The following is a 17,231-nucleotide window of genomic DNA, read 5'->3' as shown; positions in this document are numbered from 1 at the left end:
TCTTCGCACTTTGGACATTGCCGCTAAATGGACTAAACCTTACCCAAACTGGAGCGTTGTCCGCGGCAAATTGGATATTTTATTTGGCGATGGATGGGATCGGTAATTTAGAGTGTTTACACAATGAGCTTGACAAGGTCTCGTTTACATTGCGATTCTCCTTTGTGGTGTGTCCCCGCCCGAAATGGACGAACTTCCGCTTTAGCTCTCACCAATATTTAATAGCTTATACTAATATTATAGCAATCATTGCCATTACTTGTCAATAGCCGCGGCAGACGATCTGTCAAAATTTGATCGTGCCGCAGCCTTTGTATATATAAAGCCGCAAAGAAGCTCCAGGGTGTACTGGGTATGTACGAATTCACAATGATAAGGGAAACACATACATCAGAATAAATTGTAGAATGAATTCAATCATTGACGGGTGAAATATCCGTGAAGACATCGTATTCGGCGTGATCTTCCGTCTTGGTTGAATCAAAGCTCCCGGAGGGTACCACCGCGATGTACAGAGTCTGAGCGCGCTCTGTATATATAAAAAACTCGGTATATATTCTACCTTCAGAATCCGTATAGGTTTTACCGTCTGACAAAGCCTGCACGCCTTCATTCAAAACCAGCGCCTTTATACGGTTCGGAGTTCCGGATCCCCTGTAAACCACCGCCGCTGTAAGGCAGGTCGGCTTATTTGTGGGGATCTTTATTTTATATACGTCAACATCCTTCCAAGACGTTATTTCACCGCTTACCGTAACTCCAGAGCGCATGGCCTGCGCAAGAGCAATCGAACCGTTCTTTTCACGTTCCGGCCTGACAGCTTCGTAAATATCGGCTTTATATCTGCCGGAAAATTCAAAACAATTAACTCTTTCAATAATTCTGTCATGATCTATAGTTTTTATGAACTGCGCGTTTGATAGATTTGAAAGCACTCTGCCGTCATTGGTATGAATAACTCCGCTGAAAACCCCGACAATTTCACATTTTTCATTGACAATCGGTCCGCCGCTGTTACCGGGATATCCGTTTATAATCCCGCCGATCACATTTCCGCTGTTATAATCCGGATCTATGACAGTGCCGGAAGTTAAAACATAATTTCTGGCACCCGGATGTCCCATAGTAAAAATATTATCGCCGGGCATGGGAGCCGCAGATGAAAGCGGAAGAAACGGAACGTTTTCCGCTTCGAATTTAATAATGGCCGTGTCATGCGCCCTGTCTGACACTATTATTCCGCTTAAATAATATTTTTTCCCATTTATATCTTCGGCGTAAATATGAGTTTTATCATCTACAACATGCGCCGCGGTGACCGCGACTCCGTCCGAAGTAATGAAGAAGCCCGCGGCCTCTGACATAATAAATGCGCCGTCAGAATATGTCCTCATATGCATGACGACAGTCGCCGCCGTGAGCTTATCACGTATCGAATCAATGTTTATTTTTTCATCGCGCGTCCAGGTCGCACGTATATAAAGGTCATCGGTCACATTTTCAAAATCACAACTCCACATTAAAAAACGATATCCGTCGCGTTTTACCGCCGGAGCCTCCGCTGACTGTCCGTCCGAAATATATTGGATTCCGTCGCCGGTCATGCTGCCTCCGCACGCGTCGAAAATAACGGTATGAACCGTAGAGCTAAAATCGTTTATCTTCCACGATGCAATGAATACTCTTTTACCTTCCGATTCATAAACAGAGCTGTCCCATCCAGTGAAAAGATATCCGCTGCGCTTGAGCTGCGGCGGTACCGGAATCATGTCTTCGCGAATTGTCTGCTTCAGGCTTCCGAGCACAAGCTCTCCGCCGGCCGGATCGAATTCTATAACGGTCCCGTCCGCTTTTCTTTGACTCCACAACGCAGTCACGGTCATGTCGCTTCTCACATCGGAAAAATCAGCGTCCCAACCGCGCATAGTATTTATAAAATCCTGTATCAAAGGCGCGATGGCGGCGTCGCCCTCCGCTACGATTTGGGTCTCTTGTCCGGAAATCACAAGCGCATGTCCCACATTAAACGTTACGATATAAAGCTTCTTCCATTTCGCTTTAACGCTCATATCACATGATACACGTGTATAATCAGCGTCCCAGCCGTCAAAAATATATCCGTCGCGTGTTACATAAGGAGCAGAGGCGTCTTTTCCCTCCCGTATCATCTGAAGCGCACAGCCGTGTTCAATGTTTCCTGCCACAGGATCGAATTCAATCCGGTATTGCCTATCCCATGCCGCGCTGAATGTTACATCCGAGTAAATATGCCTGCAATCGCTGCCGCATCTGCGTGAGTCTGCTTTCCAGCCTTCGAATTCGTATCCGGGACGCTCGATCTCCGGAGGTTTCGACTCTTTGCCGGGCATGACACTCTGTTCTGTTTCGCCCGATATAAGCGTCCCGGCATTCAGATCAAATACGACTTTATAAGGAACGATTTTTTCAGGCTTATTAATCAAATATACAAACGCGGCGACGCATAATACCAACAAAACAGCCGATATCACAATAATCGACTTTTTCCCGCCCCTAGAGCCGCCCGAATCCATTTTATGCTGTGTTTCAATGATGGTCTCGTTTTTCATTTTCCCTTATCCTTATTAATACCGCAATTAACAGCATGATTCAACTTTTTAATAATATAACTATATTTTTTTGTACCTGTATTTATTATACCAAATAATTACCGTTTAGGCAAGATGTCGATGCAAACAATTTCGGGAGGATTATAAAACCTGAACATACGTTTTCCGTCAGAAAGCCCGCGGCTTACTATCATTTCAGTTGTCCTTCCGCGATATTCGTAATTATATATCGTTCCACCCGTATAATGTGGAAATATACCCTGATCAGGCGCGTAAATCCCGTTTATGAACGGCGGAAATCTCCATTGACCTCCGTGGGCATGACCGCACAGAACAAGATCAAAACAATAACGGGAATAAAGCCAAATCAGCTCCGGCCTGTGTGAAAGAAGCAGCGTGAAATATTTTGTCTCCGCTTTCTTAGACGCATCGGCAAGCAACAACGAAAGTATTTCTTTTTTGCTAACTATATCCGGCACTCCGCAAACACATATGGAATCAGAACCGATTTTTACAATCTCCGTTTCACCGTCAAGCACGCAAACTCCGAAGCTTTTGATTCTTTTTGTTATTTTATTTTCGTTTCCTTCCGTTCCGATGTATTCATGATTCCCCGTTACAAAAAAAGACGGATATATATCTGCCAAATCAGCCATAAGATCATATGTTCCATCTGACACAACGCCATAATGAGATATATCGCCGGAATATGTTACAATATCAGGAACGAGATTTTCAACTGCTGACAATATCCGCTCTTTTCTTCCCTCAGATGTCGAATCGTGAATATCTGAAAGATTTACAATCCTGACTGCGGAAGAAACCTTATCCGAATATATTTCGTACTTTTTCACGGAAATAAAACACGATTCATAAAGTCCGGCAATTATATAAATTACCGCAAAAAGCATCGCCGCCAATAATATGACCTTAATATGCGTATGTTTTTTATCATTTAGGCTGTTGTTTTTGATTTTCATAATTTTTTCTTGATTTTTTTTAAAATTTCGCTTTGATATTCAACTGTGATATTGACAAAGCCCGTCAGATTGTGTATAATGTTCTCTGCGGCTTTTTATATCAGAAAGGTATTGGTATTGATTAAATGTATCCATCCGACGACGCAATATTTGATATTTCGCCGATCTTATCGGGGGAACAAAAATCCATATCAACCGAGCGGGTTTATCAATTTGATTTTTCCGGTTTAGAGATCGTCTGCGCCGAGCCCGTCCGAGTCTTCGCGACCGCAAACAATAATTCCGGTTATATGCTTCTCAGCCTTACGATTTCCGTCAGATATACCGCCGTCTGCGCAAGATGCTTATCTCAAATAAACCGGAACGATAACCTCGATTTTACTTATCCCGTAGCTGTCTCGCTTGACAACGAAGACACTGACGAATTCGTGCTTGCTCCTGAAGGAAAGATCAATTTGTCAGAAGCGGTCTCGTCATCCCTGTTCCTGAATCTGCCGATGCGTTTCCTCTGTAAAGAGGATTGCAAAGGAATCTGCCCAAAATGCGGCAAAAATCTAAATTCCGGAGACTGCTCCTGCTCCAAAGCCGAACGCGATGCCAGACTCGCCGGGCTCGGAGAATTTTTCAAATAGCAATATAGAGTATTTATATATTGAATACACACATTAGGAGGTGTTCACATGGCTGTACCGAAGAGAAAAACCTCGAAGGCAAGAAGAAACAAAAGACGCTCCAGTGTATGGAAGCTTTCCGCTCCAACACTGACAAAATGCGCAAAATGCGGTGCTTATATCCTTCCGCATAGAATATGCTCGTCCTGCGGTAATTACGACGGGAGAGAAGTTATCAAGGTTGAGGACTGATTATCAACCTTATACATTTTAATTTGCCTTTGGACTGACACGAAACCTGCGGTTTTTACCGCGGCTTTCGTGTTTTTTCATTTATATAAATCTGACACAATAAGCGGTGATTCTGTCAGCTCGCAATATGCTTTCGCATTGCTTTGCCGTCTTTATATTCGGAAATATGCCAAAAACCGCACTGCCCGATCCGCTCATAGACGCACCGAGAGCTCCCAAGGACATCATAGAGCCGATAAGGCATGCTATTTCGGGTTTGATACAAATGGCGGCTTCGTAAAGCTCATTCTTCAAAAGCGCCGCAATATCTCTAGGCTCGCCTTCGCTCACGGCATGCGCAAGCATTTCCGCGTGAAGCTTCGCGTCCCTTTCGGACGTTGCCGGCTTGTTCAATGCGTCATAACGCGCATAAACGGACGGCGTTGAGAGCCCTCGCGTTTTTTTTGCGATAACGGCGTATATCTTTGTCATTTGTTTATTCCGTGAAACAGGCGTCATAATTTCGCCAATTCCCTCACAGATACAGCAGGAGGACAGATAATTCATACAAAACGGCACATCCGCTCCAATAGAAAGCGCAATTTCATTAAGCTTTCGATGATCGCCTTCGAAAGCGCCGTAAATCCGCTCCAATCCTTTTATGACCGCGGCCGCGTCGCTGCTTCCTCCCGCAAGACCGGCGCTTTCCGGGATCATTTTTTTAATATTTATACTTATCCCTGCGTTGTCAATCCCGGCAGTCTTAAAATATGATGCCGCCGCTTTATAACATGTATTTTTTTCTCCGCACGGAATTAAGGGCGACTCCGTAATTATTTCAATTCCGGAAGCCGTCCTTTTTTGAATTGTTATTGTATCATAAAGCGAGACAAGCTGCATAACGGAGCTGATCAGATGATATCCGTCGGCGCGGCGTCCCGTAAGTAAAAGAGAAAGATTGATTTTCGCGGGGGCTTTTATAAACAGCTCCTGTTTTTTCATATTTTTAAAAGAGGATTCGTTTTTATGTCAACTGCTTTCCTGGGGCATAGCTCCTGACAGCAATAACACCGTATGCAATTACTTTTATCTATCTTCGCTATGCGCCTGCCATGGTATTCGATAAGCGAAATCGTCTTTTTGGGGCACAGCCGTATACATTCACCGCATCCGACGCAAATACTGCGGTTAATAACCGGCCTGGGCGCGAGCCATTCTCTGAGCTTGCCGCCACCTATCGAAGGAAGCCTTGCGATAATACCCTGCTTTCTGCTATCCGGCAGCGCGAAATCAGATATTTTATAATTTTCCGGAATGTCGCCGCGAATTTCAATTTTTACAGGATTAATAATTTCATTGTCCATGGCGCATTTCAATATCGGCACAGAAGCAGGATCAAAGCTTATAACGCGGCAGAGCGCATAATCCACAGCAAAGGCATCTTTTGACGCCGCGATTATGCCGACCTTCTTTGGGCTTCCTCCGGTCGGTCCGTTGCCTTCCATCGCCATTACCGCGTCAACAATTGAAATATCCGGCGGCGCGGCGCGGTTTATATCGCATATAAGACGCGTAAATGATTCTATAGTATCAAATCTCGCGTGATATTCAACCTTTGTAAGACCCGGAATCAAGCCGTAAAGATTTTTGGCCGCTCCGGTCATGGTTGTGAGCGAATGAGATTTCAGCTTGGCAAAATTGATAAAAACACCGGCCTGCGCGACGGCTCCGAGTATCCCCACATGGTTTACCGCAAGAGAGTTTTCCGTTTCTCTTTCGAAGGATGTCATATCGTAATTAAGCTTGACACCGTATTTATCGCATACTTCTTTGATGCCGGTTGTTTTATATATTCCGTCGAGCAAGGCATGCGTATTCGGCCCGCCCGGACATTCCGTTAAAATAATACTATCCGTATATTCTTTTAAAATTTCAAAAAGCGCCGCAAGCAGCGCGGGATGCGTCGTCGCGCAGTGCTCGGGCAGCTTTTTTGATACGAGATTTGGCTTTACGGCGATATATCCGCCTTTCCGGGCGATCAGCTCGCCCAGCTCATCCGCACCTCCGAGCGCATCGCATATCGCGAGCTTCAACGCAGCTTTAACTGCGGTATGATCAGAATATCCGCCACATTGCCGCATGGAAACGATCAAAACTTTTTCCCATCCTTTTTATTCTTTTTCATTTTACTCTTTTTGTTCTTTTTTTTGCTTGAGTTCGGATCCTTTATGCCGGTACGAGCAGGATATGATTTTGGGGCTGTGCCGACAGAAATACCGCTATTATATGGACCGACAGCTTTATCCTGCCTGACAGGTTCCAACACGTCTGCGTTTGCCGTTATAAGCGGACGGCTGCGGAAGGAAAACTGTTTTTCCTCCTTTTTCAAAAGCCGCTGTATATTTGGTCTATGTGCCGCGATGACAAAACAGCACATTAATATCGAGCAGACGACCGTAGGAAAATAAGGTCTTTGGATATGAAATGCATATTGGATCATCGGGAAGAAAAACGCGGCCGTTATTGAGCCGACTGACATGATCTTTGTGATCATAACTGCGCCGATGAATATAGCTATCACGCATAAAAATACGGGTGGATCGACCACGAGAATTGTCGTCGCCGCCACAACCACACCTTTTCCGCCTCTGAATCCGAAAAACACCGGAAAGGTATGACCTATCATGCATGCGAGCCCGGCAATATATCCTGCCGGCTGACCCATGAGCAGCATTGCGATGAAAACTCCGATTGCTGCCTTTGCCATATCCCCCAAAAGCGTAAACACTCCGGCCTTGCTTCCGTAGGTACGAAACATATTTGTCATACCGGCGTTTCCGCTGCCGTATTCACGCACATCGGAGCCGTAAAAAGCTCGCGAAACTATAAGTGCGGTGTTAATGCTTCCGAACAGATATCCAATAATCGCGCACAGGGCCTCAGCCAGGACAATGCTCCATATCCCGCCGCCTGCAGAAACGATTTGTTCACGTATATATCCTTTACTAATAAGCTCAACAAAACTATTCACTTCATCCTCCGGATATCAGCCCATAAAATATACGGGCGATTTTGTAAAATCTATTTCATTTTCGGGTCTGAGATGTCCCCACTCGGAAATATGAGTAATGCCGAATTTCATCAATAAATCATAAAGAATACGGTTGGCGGCTTCAAGCCTTTCGTGGTTTTGCCGTTTATCGTCAAGCAACGCGCCGTAATAAACAAGCTGCACCGCGCTTTTCGCTATGCGTGATCTTATTATCTCGTCATCTGAAGCTTTCATTGCGGAGTCAAAGAGCTCTTCGGCTATTTTCAAAAAGCTCTCTCCCGCGTATTTGTCGCTTTCCGTTTCATACGGTATGATAGCGAGAGGATCATGATTAATACCAAAATGAACATCTCTTGCCCGACTGTGGCAAAAATCGATATATTCGCGGATGTACTTTCCTCCCGCGCCGTAATACGCATTGCAAAACGTGTCGATATAGCCGGAATATTCGCCTTCGGTCATATAAGGATTCCATAAAAGCCTTGAAAGCAGATATGCTTTCAATTCGCCGAATTCGCCGCTTATTGAGGAATAATTACCCTGCTCAAATATGCCGACAGCTGAATTATCCGCAAAGAATCCGACATTCTGCCTCAACACATTGAAATTAGGAAACACTGAAAGGTAATGCGAATAATCAGTGGTATAATCCCATATATGAATGTGCTTGCAGATCAATCCCCACTCGTTAAGATCTTCCGGAAACGATTTTTTGCTTACAGCCGAATCCCACGCGACGCGCGCTGTCCGGCGACAGTCGTCAATCGGATGAGAAAAACAGCATTCGATTGAACAAAGTCTGACTATGACATTTTCGCGCGGCACAATTCCCTCAGGAGCGGAGCGTGAATACTGGTAAGCAAGAGTATCGACAAGGACATCCGGAAATTCATTTTCTATGGCTTCGGCGATCATATTTGCGAAGTTGATAATGCTTGCCGATGGCGTGCCTCCGTGATCACGGTCAAACGCGGAGCAGGCCGGACAGACGCACGGATTTCCTCCGTCATTCTGAGAAACTGATATTATTCTCGCGCCGGGATTCTCACGCAGCAGCTTTTTTACGCTTTCTAAAGCTGTGTCAAATACCTTATGATTTGACAGACAAAGCTGATACGGTTTTCTTTCGCCGGATTCAGTCAACCCGTAATACTCCGGATGGCTCTCAAAATATATATCCGGATCTACCAGGTGATTGAACGTATGTACAAACGAACCCGCATACGAAACACCACCGCCGCAGGAATCCGGTATAGGCCTTCCGGAGGCGTTGTTCAGCTTTCTCTTAACCGCGTAATCCGTATCGAAAGCACTGTGCCAATAAGCGTCCCTGAAGCTGAATACCGGAATTATTTTTATATCTGTTTCAGGCAATGAAAGCTCCTCAAGCTTCGGAACACACTCGCAATCCGGCGCGAAAAAACCACAGCCGAGTAAATCCTCAAGCAAAGAATATACTCCGTATATGACGCCGCGTGTCCCGCCGGCTATGTAAAATTTTTCGTCTAGCGACTTTAGCGCGTATCCTTCTTCTCCAAGCTCGGGAAAATCTATTCCGGAATCCATTATTCCGGCGCGTCCGATGACGATTTCCTTGTCCCATAAGGGCGCGTTTTCGTCACAGACAGTCATGCTCACTCCGGTTATTCTGAAAAAATATTTTGCCAGCTCGTCCGCCGCGAATCGTTCCGACTGAGTCGGACACTCCGGGATGACGATTCTATAATCCGTCGTCCCGCCGGATATGATTTTCATAATGCTTTACCTCACTTAAATGTAATGCAAGATTACAGTCGTACATGGTATAATTAGATTACGGTCGCTTTTGAAATAACTCCGCAAGTACTTATTATGGCGGTTGTTAACATTATTAAACGGCATATAAATATTAATTGTTTTATATGACTTACGATATGAGAGAAAAGCTCATAAACCAAAGCTTTTTCTCTCATAAAGCGCGATTATTAAATTGGCCGCGTTAATAAACGGAATAAAAACCATGATGAGGTATATTTATTGCTGCCGGAAAGAACTGGGATTTTAGGAAAATTGTAAACCCTAAACAATATAATATCTATAATATTTAAGTTTTTTTCTGGGCTTCCTTTCAAAGAAGCCGCGTTTTTTCCTCTACGTCAGTCACCCTTTTCTTTGATAATGAGCTTGATCGGTGTGCCGCGGAACCCGTAGGTGTCGCGCAGACAGTTTTCTATATATCTCTGATACGAATAATGGAACAGCTCCGCCTTGTTGCAGAAAAGGGCAAAGGTAGGCGGGCAAACCGCGGTCTGGGTCATATAATATATTTTAAGACGTCTTCCCTTGTCACTGGGTGGCTGAACTCTCATCGTGGCATCTCCGAGCATATCGTTGATCATACCCGTGGAAATACGCATACACGACTGCATCTTAACATAATTTATATGTTCAAAAAGCTTTTCAACACGTTGGCCGGTTTTGGCGGAAATAAAAACAATAGGCGCGTATGTCATATATGAAAGCGCGATGTATATCTTGTCGGTAAATGTTTTAGTCGTTGAATTGTCTTTTTCGACAAGATCCCATTTGTTCACGACGATCACAGACGGTTTTCCGGCTTCATGAGCCAGTCCGGCAATCCTTTCGTCCTGAGAAGTGATGCCCTCCGCCGCGTCTATGACGATAAGGCATACGTCAGCCCGTTCTATGGCGGAATTCGCTCTCATTACGCTGTAGCGCTCGATTTCATCCTCAAATTTGCTCTGACGCCGGATTCCTGCGGTATCGATAAGCGTGTATTTACCATATTCGTTTTCAAAGGGCGTGTCTACCGCATCACGTGTAGTTCCGGCGACGGAAGATACGATGACACGTTCTTCCCCAAGTATGCGGTTCACTATCGAGCTTTTCCCGGCGTTCGGTTTCCCGATTACCGCCACGGAAATGCGATCGTCGTCCTCCTCCGGCTGCGGCAGAGAGCGGACGAGCGAAACAACGCAATCAAGCACATCGCCGGCGCCGGTGCCATGGACTGAGGAGACGGAAAACGGCCCATATTCAATACCCAATTCGAAAAATTCATAAAACTCAGCCGGCATTCCTCCGATGGAATCAACTTTATTTACAACTAATATTACAGGCTTTCCGCTCTTTTTTAGCATCGCGGATATTTCGCGGTCGTTTGCGGTGATACCGTCGGACAGTGCGGTCAGGAATATAATCACATCGGCTGTGTCAATTGCTATTTGAGCCTGTGTCACTATATGCTTCAATATTTCCGTGTCGGTCCTCGGCTCTATGCCGCCGGTGTCTATAAGCGTCATTTTAACGCCGTTCCACTCCGTCTCGCCGTAAAGCCTGTCTCGCGTAACGCCGGGAGTATCCTCAACGATTGAAAGCCTTTTACCTATAAGCTTATTAAAAAACGTACTCTTGCCCACATTCGGGCGTCCGACTATCGCTATTATCGGTTTTGACATATAATCTGCTCCAGACCGGCGCATTTATCCACTATATCGGCGCCGTTCTCGACGGCAATAAGCGGAACGCCAAGTTTTTCTGATATTTCGCCGGGTGTCATCTCATCAAGAAATTTATCACGCTCGCTTCTGAGGGCAACAGCGGGAAAGAATACCGCGTCGTATCCTTCCGTGCCGCTTTGAAGCAAAGCATACAGTATATCGCCGCCTGTTAAAAGCCCGGCAACAGTAACTTTTTCTCCGAAAAAACGATTTTCCGCGCATATGATGTCGATCTTCAACCCGTGAAACTCTTTTTCGAGCAGCACGGCGGTGGAACGCATGAAATCGAACGCCGCTTTTCCGGTGACAAGCTTTACGCGACGCATGGTTTTATACGGAATATTTACAGATGCGGATTCAAGCGCGGCGCCAATTTCGCAGCTTGCAGACATAATCAGTCCGACTCCGTTTTCGAGCTGAGGATATCCTTCGTAATAATCCTCGTCCGGAAGCGCCAATCCGGCCTTAATATACAATTCGTCCGCGGCATAGACAAGACGCGTTTCGTGGCGCAGCTTGAATTCCTTCGCGGCCCCGTCGATCAGTTCTATTTGCCTCCGTGCCGAATCGCGGTCAAAATCTTTAAGTTCAAAAAGCTTCTGTCTATGCTTTGTGAGCCCGGCGGGAACGACGGCTATGCTGTTTAACGACGGGCAGAGCGTTTCAAGGTCATACAGCGTTTTTTTCAAGTGCTCATCGTCGTTGATTCCGCAACAAAGCACGATCTGACAGTTGAGAGCTATGCCGCCGGCAGCGAGAAATTTCAGCTTTTCCAGAATGTCTCCCGCGAATCTGTTCGAAAGCATCATTTTTCTTAATTCGGGATCGGTCGTGTGAACGGAGACATTGACAGGGCTGATGTGCATTTCGATTATTCTCGAAAGTTCCTTCATGTCTGCGTTTGTAAGAGTAACGTAATTCCCCATTAGAAATGAAAGGCGGGTGTCATCGTCTTTAAAATATACTGTATCTCTCATACCCATCGGGTTCTGATCGATAAAACAGAATATGCACTTGTTATGGCAGGAACGCTTTTCATCCATAAGGAATGTTTCGAAAGAAAGCCCAATGTCGTCATATTCCGGCTTTCTGATCTCGGCGCACAGCTCCTGAGAGCTTCCGCCATCGCCTTCGCGGCGGATATATATAATTTTCAGTTTACGCTCCGTGATGCGGAAGCGATAATCGAGGATGTCGTTGATCTCGTATCCGTTTATAGACACAAGCTCGTCTCCAACACTGATTCCCGCTTTTTGCGCCGAAGATGGCTTGTCCACTCCTGTAATTTTAACCATTTATATGAATCCAAATCGCAATATTAATAATCTATTCTGTTCCATATTATATCATAAATTTTTGAATTTTCATATAGCTGCCGAAAATATTCAGAAATATGTCACAGGCATACGTGAAATTTAAAAAATATTTTGTAATTTTTTTACTTTTATTATTGACAGCGGCAAAAAATATTTATATAATGAGTATAATAGAAAAAAGCATAGACGAAAAAGTAGTAACCGGATTAGTTTCGATACAGAGAGAGGGCAGCAGGTGAAAGCCCTTGCGATGCGCCGGTGAAGCCGTTTTCAGAGCTTGAATATCGAAATTCTTGTTTGCATATATATATAATCGCAGGGATCAGATGTCCACGGGATCGCCCGTTACAGCGGCACGGTTGTTTTCGACCGTCAGAGAGCGGAGTATTCTACTCCGAATAAGGGTGGTAACACGGATTTTTTCGTCCCGGACCGATTTTTCGGCTCGGGCTTTTTTGTCTATATCTGTATCTTTATCTGTATTTGAAAGGAAATCATATGAACAAACAAAAAATAATTTCACGTTCGAAAAAGCTCGATAACGTCAGATATGAGGTTCGCGGAGCCGTTGCGGAAGAAGCGGAAAGCATGACCGCACGCGGAGAAAAAATAATAAAGCTGAACATAGGAAATCCGTGTCCTTTCGGGTTTAATGCGCCGGAAAGCATTAAAGCTTCTCTTGATGCCTCATATATTCGTTCGCAGGGATACTCCGTATCACGCGGTATTTATGAAGCGAGACAAGCCGCCGCCGATTATTTCCTGCGAAAAGGGATAGAAGGTGTCACCGCTGACGATGTTTACACCGGCAACGGCGTGAGCGAGCTCATACTGCTGACAATGCGTGCGTTATTAAACGACGGCGATGAGATGCTCGTTCCGTCTCCGGATTATCCCCTTTGGACAGCGGCGGTAAATCTTACGGGCGGCAAAGCTGTCCATTATATCTGCGACGAAAGCTCCGACTGGTTCCCAGATATTGACGATATAAAGAAAAGAATAACTTCACGAACTCGCGGAATTATATTGATCAATCCTAACAACCCGACCGGCGCCGTTTATCCCAAGCAGGTGCTGTCGCAAATTACAGATGTGTGCCGGGAAAATGGACTGATCATTTTTTCGGACGAAATATATGACAGGCTTCTTATGGACGGTGAAAAGCATGTTTCAATTGCTTCGTTGTGTCCGGATATTTTTACCGTCACTATGAACGGATTGTCGAAATCGCATATGATTCCGGGATTCAGATGTGGTTTCATGGCTGTTTCCGGCGATAAATCCGGCGCCGGCGAATACATAAAAGCTCTTAATACACTTGCCTCGATGCGGCTTTGCAGCAATGTCCTCGCGCAGTCGCTCATAGCGGACACGCTCGGTTCAGCTTCACCCGATCCGCTTTATCTTCCCGGCGGAAGGATGTATGAGCAGCGTGAATTCATGTACAGCGCGCTAAATTCTGTCCCAGGAATCAAAGCCATAAAACCCCGCGCCGCGTTTTATATTTTTCCGAAGATCGATCTCGGCCTTTATAAACGCATATCAGACGATGAGCTGCTTGCACTTTCCCTTTTACGAAATGAACATGTGCTTATAGTTCACGGAACCGGTTTCAATATAAATTCCCCGGATCACTTCCGTATAACTTACCTGCCGGAAATCCCCGTTCTTGAGGAGTCTGTAATAAGGATAAAACGTGAGCTTGACCGATGGAAATAAAACGCTTATAATCGTATTGATGCGGGTATAACTGTGATAATGATTTTGCCCGAATAAATCCCCGGTATGCAAATCTCTGATTTCAAAGCCAAATGACTCATATTAAAAGGTCAACATATGATAGGACTTTATTTTATTTATGTGGGCGAGCCAAAGGATTCATATATTCGTGAAGGAATTGCCGAATATGAAAAGCGCCTTTCATCCTGCGCAAAGCTGCGCAATGTCTGCGTACGTCCCGCTCCGCTTCCGGAGCGGCCCTCGGCCGGAGATATTACTGCGGCGCTCGAAAAAGAGGCCTTTTTACTGATCACAGAGCTGTCGGCACTCTCGGGTATTAAAAAAATTGCCCTCTGTGTCGAAGGAAAGCAAATGTCCTCAGAAGAACTGTCTGATTATATTTCGTCGGTAACTATTTCCGGCTATTCTGGTGTCGCTTTTGTAATAGGCTCTTCATTCGGACTGTCCGAGAGCGTCAAATCATGCTGCGATCTGCGTCTCTCTTTTTCGAGAATGACTTTTCCCCACTCGCTGATGAGGCTTATGCTCTGCGAGCAGACTTACCGCGCCTTTTCAATCGCCGCGGGAGGAAAATATCATAAATAATGTTACTGAAGTTTTGCAGTTGAAAACCAGCCGAAACACTCAGTATCCATTGATTGCCGTCTGTTCAATCAATTGTTTTCATCTTTTCCGTAATTTACTGTCGTATGTGTTTTATGATTTCTCAGCAAGCATTAAATAAAAAATCGCCGGAAAAATCGATAAATCGGTCTTTCCGGCGATAATTTCATTTAAAAACTGACCTATCAGGTATTTTTACATATGAAGGAAGCTCTGACGATTCTTTTTTATTGATAATTAAGGTTTTATCTTTTATTTCAAAAACATACTTGTTATTACCGTCGTCCGTATTCAGAATCAGATTCTTGCCATCAACTATATAAGTACCGATGGCGCAATAGCTGCTGACTATTGAAAATTCAAATTGAAACCTGTTGTCCTCACGCAATGTAACGTTCGGTTTTACGGGTTCATCGGATTCCTGATATGAATAAACGCCCAACGGTATTACGGAAGTTTTTTCCGAGCATCCCGCGAGAACAACGCCTTGAATTATAATCAAGCATAGAACAAAGCATAGCTTTTTCATATGATTTCTCCTCCGAAATTCTGGATTTATATTAGAATTATATTGCCGCAAGTATATGTGATATTTTCGATCTTGTCAGGCGTCATGCTAATATTTCACTCCATATTCTGTGAATTCGAAAAAATTATCTTCCGTAATTTCAGCAAAGCTCTAAACCTGCTGTTTAAAACAGACATATACAATTTTATAACAACCGATTGATCTCATCGCTGATCTGTCTTCTTGCGTTATATACCCATTGCTCATCAAAGTAAAGACCAATGCTCTTTGAAAAAGAATAGTAGAGGTTTATCTTCTGGTAATAAACCTCACACTCCGAGAGCATGTGTGAATACAGCTCCGGTTTCGATAAGCAGCTCGCATTCATGTTGAATGCTTCGTCGGCATAAACAAGAAATTGATTTAAAAGCTCTTCGCTGTGTACATCAAAAGGCAGCATCATCAGACGCCACTGTACCGTTTCCGGCAGTCGAAATGGCTGAAGCTTGTCCAAAACGAGAATTAAATCCCTAACGTCTTTTTTCCGGTAATAATTCAAAGATTCCGCTCTGGTGCTCCAAAGCGCCAGCTTTTCCCTGAGCGGCAGCATACCAATGTCAAGGATAGCTTCGCTTGGTCCCACAACCGCGCAAGGTATCTCTGCGTCGGGTATGAGAAGCTGATCTTCAACAAAGCAGCTGTCACCGTCAGTGCATGCCACATAACCGATATCATATATTCCGACACGTCCCGCCCGGCCGGCGATCTGCTTGATCTCCTGTGATGTAAGAATCCGGTGCTGTTCTCCGTCATATTTCTCCAGCTCTGTGAAAATGATTCTGCGAATTGGCAGATTTACGCCCATACCGATCGCGTCTGTCGATATCAGTATATTACTTTTACCGCTCAGAAAAGCGTCGTACTGCATTCTTCTTACCTCGGGAGGCAAATCGCCGTAAATTATGCTGTTTTTTATTCCCTTTTCGGAAAAATACCGAGACAGCGATAGGACACCCTTCCTTGAAAAGGCAATCAACGCGTCTCCGGGCTCTATGTCGTTAAATCGGATGTTGGCTTTAAGCGTTTGAAGCGGTATCAAGCGGGAATACTCTGTGATCTCATAATCGTCCCCGCAGTCACGTATCATTCGCATAATTTGCTCTTTAGCGTTCAACGCGCCGCAGATATGAATCTCGGGGCAACAGAGACCCAGGACAGCTCTTGTCCACGCGTCGCCGCGATGGGAATCGGATAAGAGCTGTATTTCGTCTATCACCGCAACATCATAAGGCCTTCGGATATCCACTTTTTCAATCGTACAGCTGGCATGATGCGCCCCATTTACATGAAGCTCTTCTTCCCCGGTGAGGAGATTGCATGGGATTCCTTCCGCGTTCAGTCTTTCGTAGTTTTCAAGAGCCAATATTCTCAGTGGAGCTAAATACACTCCTCCGCCGCACTGCTTTAAGCGCTGCAACGCATCATAAGTTTTCCCGGTGTTGGTTTCACCAAGGTGGAGAAAAAATTTACGCCGCATTTTTCTGGCTTCTTGGTATTCGTCCTTCGGATTTTCCGGCAGCAGCCGTTGAAATTCTTCGATGACGATTTTCGGTAAATGGCTGGTGATCAGTATGGAGATAATCCCTGAATCCAGATAGCCTCGATAATCTTCCCGTACGACATCGTTGAATCGGTAATCTGTTTTATTAGACTTGTTGTAGTTTTCCAAAAGCCGCTCCGAAATTTCACATAGCAGACTCATATAACCGTCCGTGATCTCTTTGTAACCGTCAAGATCGTGGGAAGGCAGCAGCTTCAGATCTTTTATCTTCTGTCTGATGATGGATTCCATGTGCCACAGCTTACTGCTTTTCGTTTCCATCATCTGCTTTTTGAACTTCGGAAGCGACTTTTTTATAAACTCATATTCTCGCTGAGCTCTTTGTTCCTTCTTCATGGTTATGAAAATGCCTTTCCGCCGCTGTAAGGCGCATAAAATGATAAACCAAGTGCGTCAGACAGCGTTATTTTATTTTAATAATCGGGTTATAAGCGTTTACTTTTGACTCCTAATAATCCGTTTAACGTTTCATCCTTATTAT

At 44.8% G+C, this 17,231-nt stretch carries 14 protein-coding genes and 1 other annotated feature; of the genes, 4 read left to right on the top strand and 10 right to left on the bottom strand.

The window, feature by feature from the left end:
• Positions 1–413: 413 nt before the first annotated feature.
• Together VB118_02350 and VB118_02345 are read right to left on the bottom strand one after the other, a co-directional pair.
• The gene (locus VB118_02350; protein ID MEA4831444.1) at positions 414–2,588 is read right to left on the bottom strand and encodes an InlB B-repeat-containing protein; all 2,175 of its coding nucleotides are present in this window, start codon (positions 2,586–2,588) and stop codon (positions 414–416) included.
• Between the two features lie 98 nt (positions 2,589–2,686).
• Positions 2,687–3,568 carry a metallophosphoesterase gene (locus tag VB118_02345; GenBank protein MEA4831443.1) on the bottom strand — a complete coding sequence of 294 codons (882 nt, stop codon included), beginning with the start codon at positions 3,566–3,568 and terminating at the stop codon, positions 2,687–2,689.
• 125 nt (positions 3,569–3,693) lie between these two features.
• On the opposite strand from VB118_02345, the gene VB118_02340 reads away from it, so the two are divergent.
• Entirely contained in the window at positions 3,694–4,200 is a 507-nt protein-coding gene (locus VB118_02340; protein ID MEA4831442.1) for a DUF177 domain-containing protein, read from the top strand.
• A 48-nt stretch (positions 4,201–4,248) separates the two neighbouring features.
• The gene (gene rpmF, locus VB118_02335; protein MEA4831441.1) at positions 4,249–4,431 is read left to right on the top strand and encodes a 50S ribosomal protein L32; all 183 of its coding nucleotides are present in this window, start codon (positions 4,249–4,251) and stop codon (positions 4,429–4,431) included.
• Between the two features lie 81 nt (positions 4,432–4,512).
• On the opposite strand, the gene ispE is transcribed toward rpmF, so the two are convergent.
• The 6 genes from ispE to VB118_02305 all read right to left on the bottom strand — a co-directional run bounded on the left by ispE (position 4,513) and on the right by VB118_02305 (position 12,257).
• Positions 4,513–5,412, bottom strand: a complete 900-nt coding sequence (gene ispE / locus VB118_02330; protein MEA4831440.1) for a 4-(cytidine 5'-diphospho)-2-C-methyl-D-erythritol kinase — start codon at positions 5,410–5,412, stop codon at positions 4,513–4,515.
• On the bottom strand, positions 5,409–6,563 hold the full coding sequence (locus tag VB118_02325) for a DUF362 domain-containing protein (protein MEA4831439.1): 1,155 nt from the start codon (positions 6,561–6,563) through the stop codon (positions 5,409–5,411). Before VB118_02325 ends, ispE begins: the two co-directional genes overlap by 4 nt.
• Positions 6,560–7,441: a glycerol-3-phosphate 1-O-acyltransferase PlsY gene (gene plsY, locus VB118_02320; protein MEA4831438.1), complete on the bottom strand. Its 882-nt coding sequence runs from the start codon at positions 7,439–7,441 to the stop codon at positions 6,560–6,562. Before plsY ends, VB118_02325 begins: the two co-directional genes overlap by 4 nt.
• A gap of 15 nt (positions 7,442–7,456) precedes the next feature.
• Positions 7,457–9,217 carry a DUF4838 domain-containing protein gene (locus tag VB118_02315; protein MEA4831437.1) on the bottom strand — a complete coding sequence of 587 codons (1,761 nt, stop codon included), beginning with the start codon at positions 9,215–9,217 and terminating at the stop codon, positions 7,457–7,459.
• Between the two features lie 380 nt (positions 9,218–9,597).
• Positions 9,598–10,920 (bottom strand): ribosome biogenesis GTPase Der, encoded by a 1,323-nt coding sequence (gene der, locus VB118_02310; GenBank protein ID MEA4831436.1) that lies wholly within the window; start codon positions 10,918–10,920, stop codon positions 9,598–9,600.
• Positions 10,905–12,257 (bottom strand): DUF512 domain-containing protein, encoded by a 1,353-nt coding sequence (locus tag VB118_02305; GenBank protein ID MEA4831435.1) that lies wholly within the window; start codon positions 12,255–12,257, stop codon positions 10,905–10,907. Before VB118_02305 ends, der begins: the two co-directional genes overlap by 16 nt.
• 195 nt (positions 12,258–12,452) lie before the next feature.
• Positions 12,453–12,711 (top strand) — a binding site (T-box leader).
• A gap of 65 nt (positions 12,712–12,776) precedes the next feature.
• On the opposite strand from VB118_02305, the gene VB118_02300 reads away from it, so the two are divergent.
• Entirely contained in the window at positions 12,777–13,997 is a 1,221-nt protein-coding gene (locus VB118_02300; protein MEA4831434.1) for a pyridoxal phosphate-dependent aminotransferase, read from the top strand.
• A gap of 117 nt (positions 13,998–14,114) precedes the next feature.
• A complete protein-coding gene (locus tag VB118_02295; GenBank protein ID MEA4831433.1) occupies positions 14,115–14,603 on the top strand; it encodes a 23S rRNA (pseudouridine(1915)-N(3))-methyltransferase RlmH in 489 nt (162 codons plus the stop codon).
• A gap of 184 nt (positions 14,604–14,787) precedes the next feature.
• Here the strand turns inward: VB118_02295 and VB118_02290 are convergent, their stop codons facing one another.
• Together VB118_02290 and VB118_02285 are read right to left on the bottom strand one after the other, a co-directional pair.
• The gene (locus VB118_02290; GenBank protein ID MEA4831432.1) at positions 14,788–15,150 is read right to left on the bottom strand and encodes a hypothetical protein; all 363 of its coding nucleotides are present in this window, start codon (positions 15,148–15,150) and stop codon (positions 14,788–14,790) included.
• Positions 15,151–15,334: 184 nt separating this feature from the next.
• A complete protein-coding gene (locus VB118_02285; protein ID MEA4831431.1) occupies positions 15,335–17,086 on the bottom strand; it encodes a DEAD/DEAH box helicase in 1,752 nt (583 codons plus the stop codon).
• Between the last annotated feature and the right edge of the window lie 145 nt (positions 17,087–17,231).

The organism is Oscillospiraceae bacterium (assembly GCA_034925865.1).
Taxonomy (GTDB): Bacteria; Bacillota; Clostridia; order Oscillospirales; family SIG627; genus SIG704.
This window is presented reverse-complemented; position numbering and strand designations above follow the sequence as displayed.

Excerpts from the sequence above, each read along its gene's own strand:
- ispE (MEA4831440.1), bottom strand. The coding sequence starts at position 5,412 with ATGAAAAAACAGGAGCTGTTTATAAAAGCCCCCGCGAAAATCAATCTT.
- VB118_02350 (MEA4831444.1), bottom strand. The coding sequence starts at position 2,588 with ATGAAAAACGAGACCATCATTGAAACACAGCATAAAATGGATTCGGGC.
- der (MEA4831436.1), bottom strand. The coding sequence starts at position 10,920 with ATGTCAAAACCGATAATAGCGATAGTCGGACGCCCGAATGTGGGCAAG.
- VB118_02305 (MEA4831435.1), bottom strand. The coding sequence starts at position 12,257 with ATGGTTAAAATTACAGGAGTGGACAAGCCATCTTCGGCGCAAAAAGCG.
- VB118_02340 (MEA4831442.1), top strand. The coding sequence starts at position 3,694 with ATGTATCCATCCGACGACGCAATATTTGATATTTCGCCGATCTTATCG.
- VB118_02345 (MEA4831443.1), bottom strand. The coding sequence starts at position 3,568 with ATGAAAATCAAAAACAACAGCCTAAATGATAAAAAACATACGCATATT.
- VB118_02315 (MEA4831437.1), bottom strand. The coding sequence starts at position 9,217 with ATGAAAATCATATCCGGCGGGACGACGGATTATAGAATCGTCATCCCG.
- VB118_02290 (MEA4831432.1), bottom strand. The coding sequence starts at position 15,150 with ATGAAAAAGCTATGCTTTGTTCTATGCTTGATTATAATTCAAGGCGTT.
- VB118_02285 (MEA4831431.1), bottom strand. The coding sequence starts at position 17,086 with ATGAAGAAGGAACAAAGAGCTCAGCGAGAATATGAGTTTATAAAAAAG.
- rpmF (MEA4831441.1), top strand. The coding sequence starts at position 4,249 with ATGGCTGTACCGAAGAGAAAAACCTCGAAGGCAAGAAGAAACAAAAGA.
- VB118_02300 (MEA4831434.1), top strand. The coding sequence starts at position 12,777 with ATGAACAAACAAAAAATAATTTCACGTTCGAAAAAGCTCGATAACGTC.
- VB118_02295 (MEA4831433.1), top strand. The coding sequence starts at position 14,115 with ATGATAGGACTTTATTTTATTTATGTGGGCGAGCCAAAGGATTCATAT.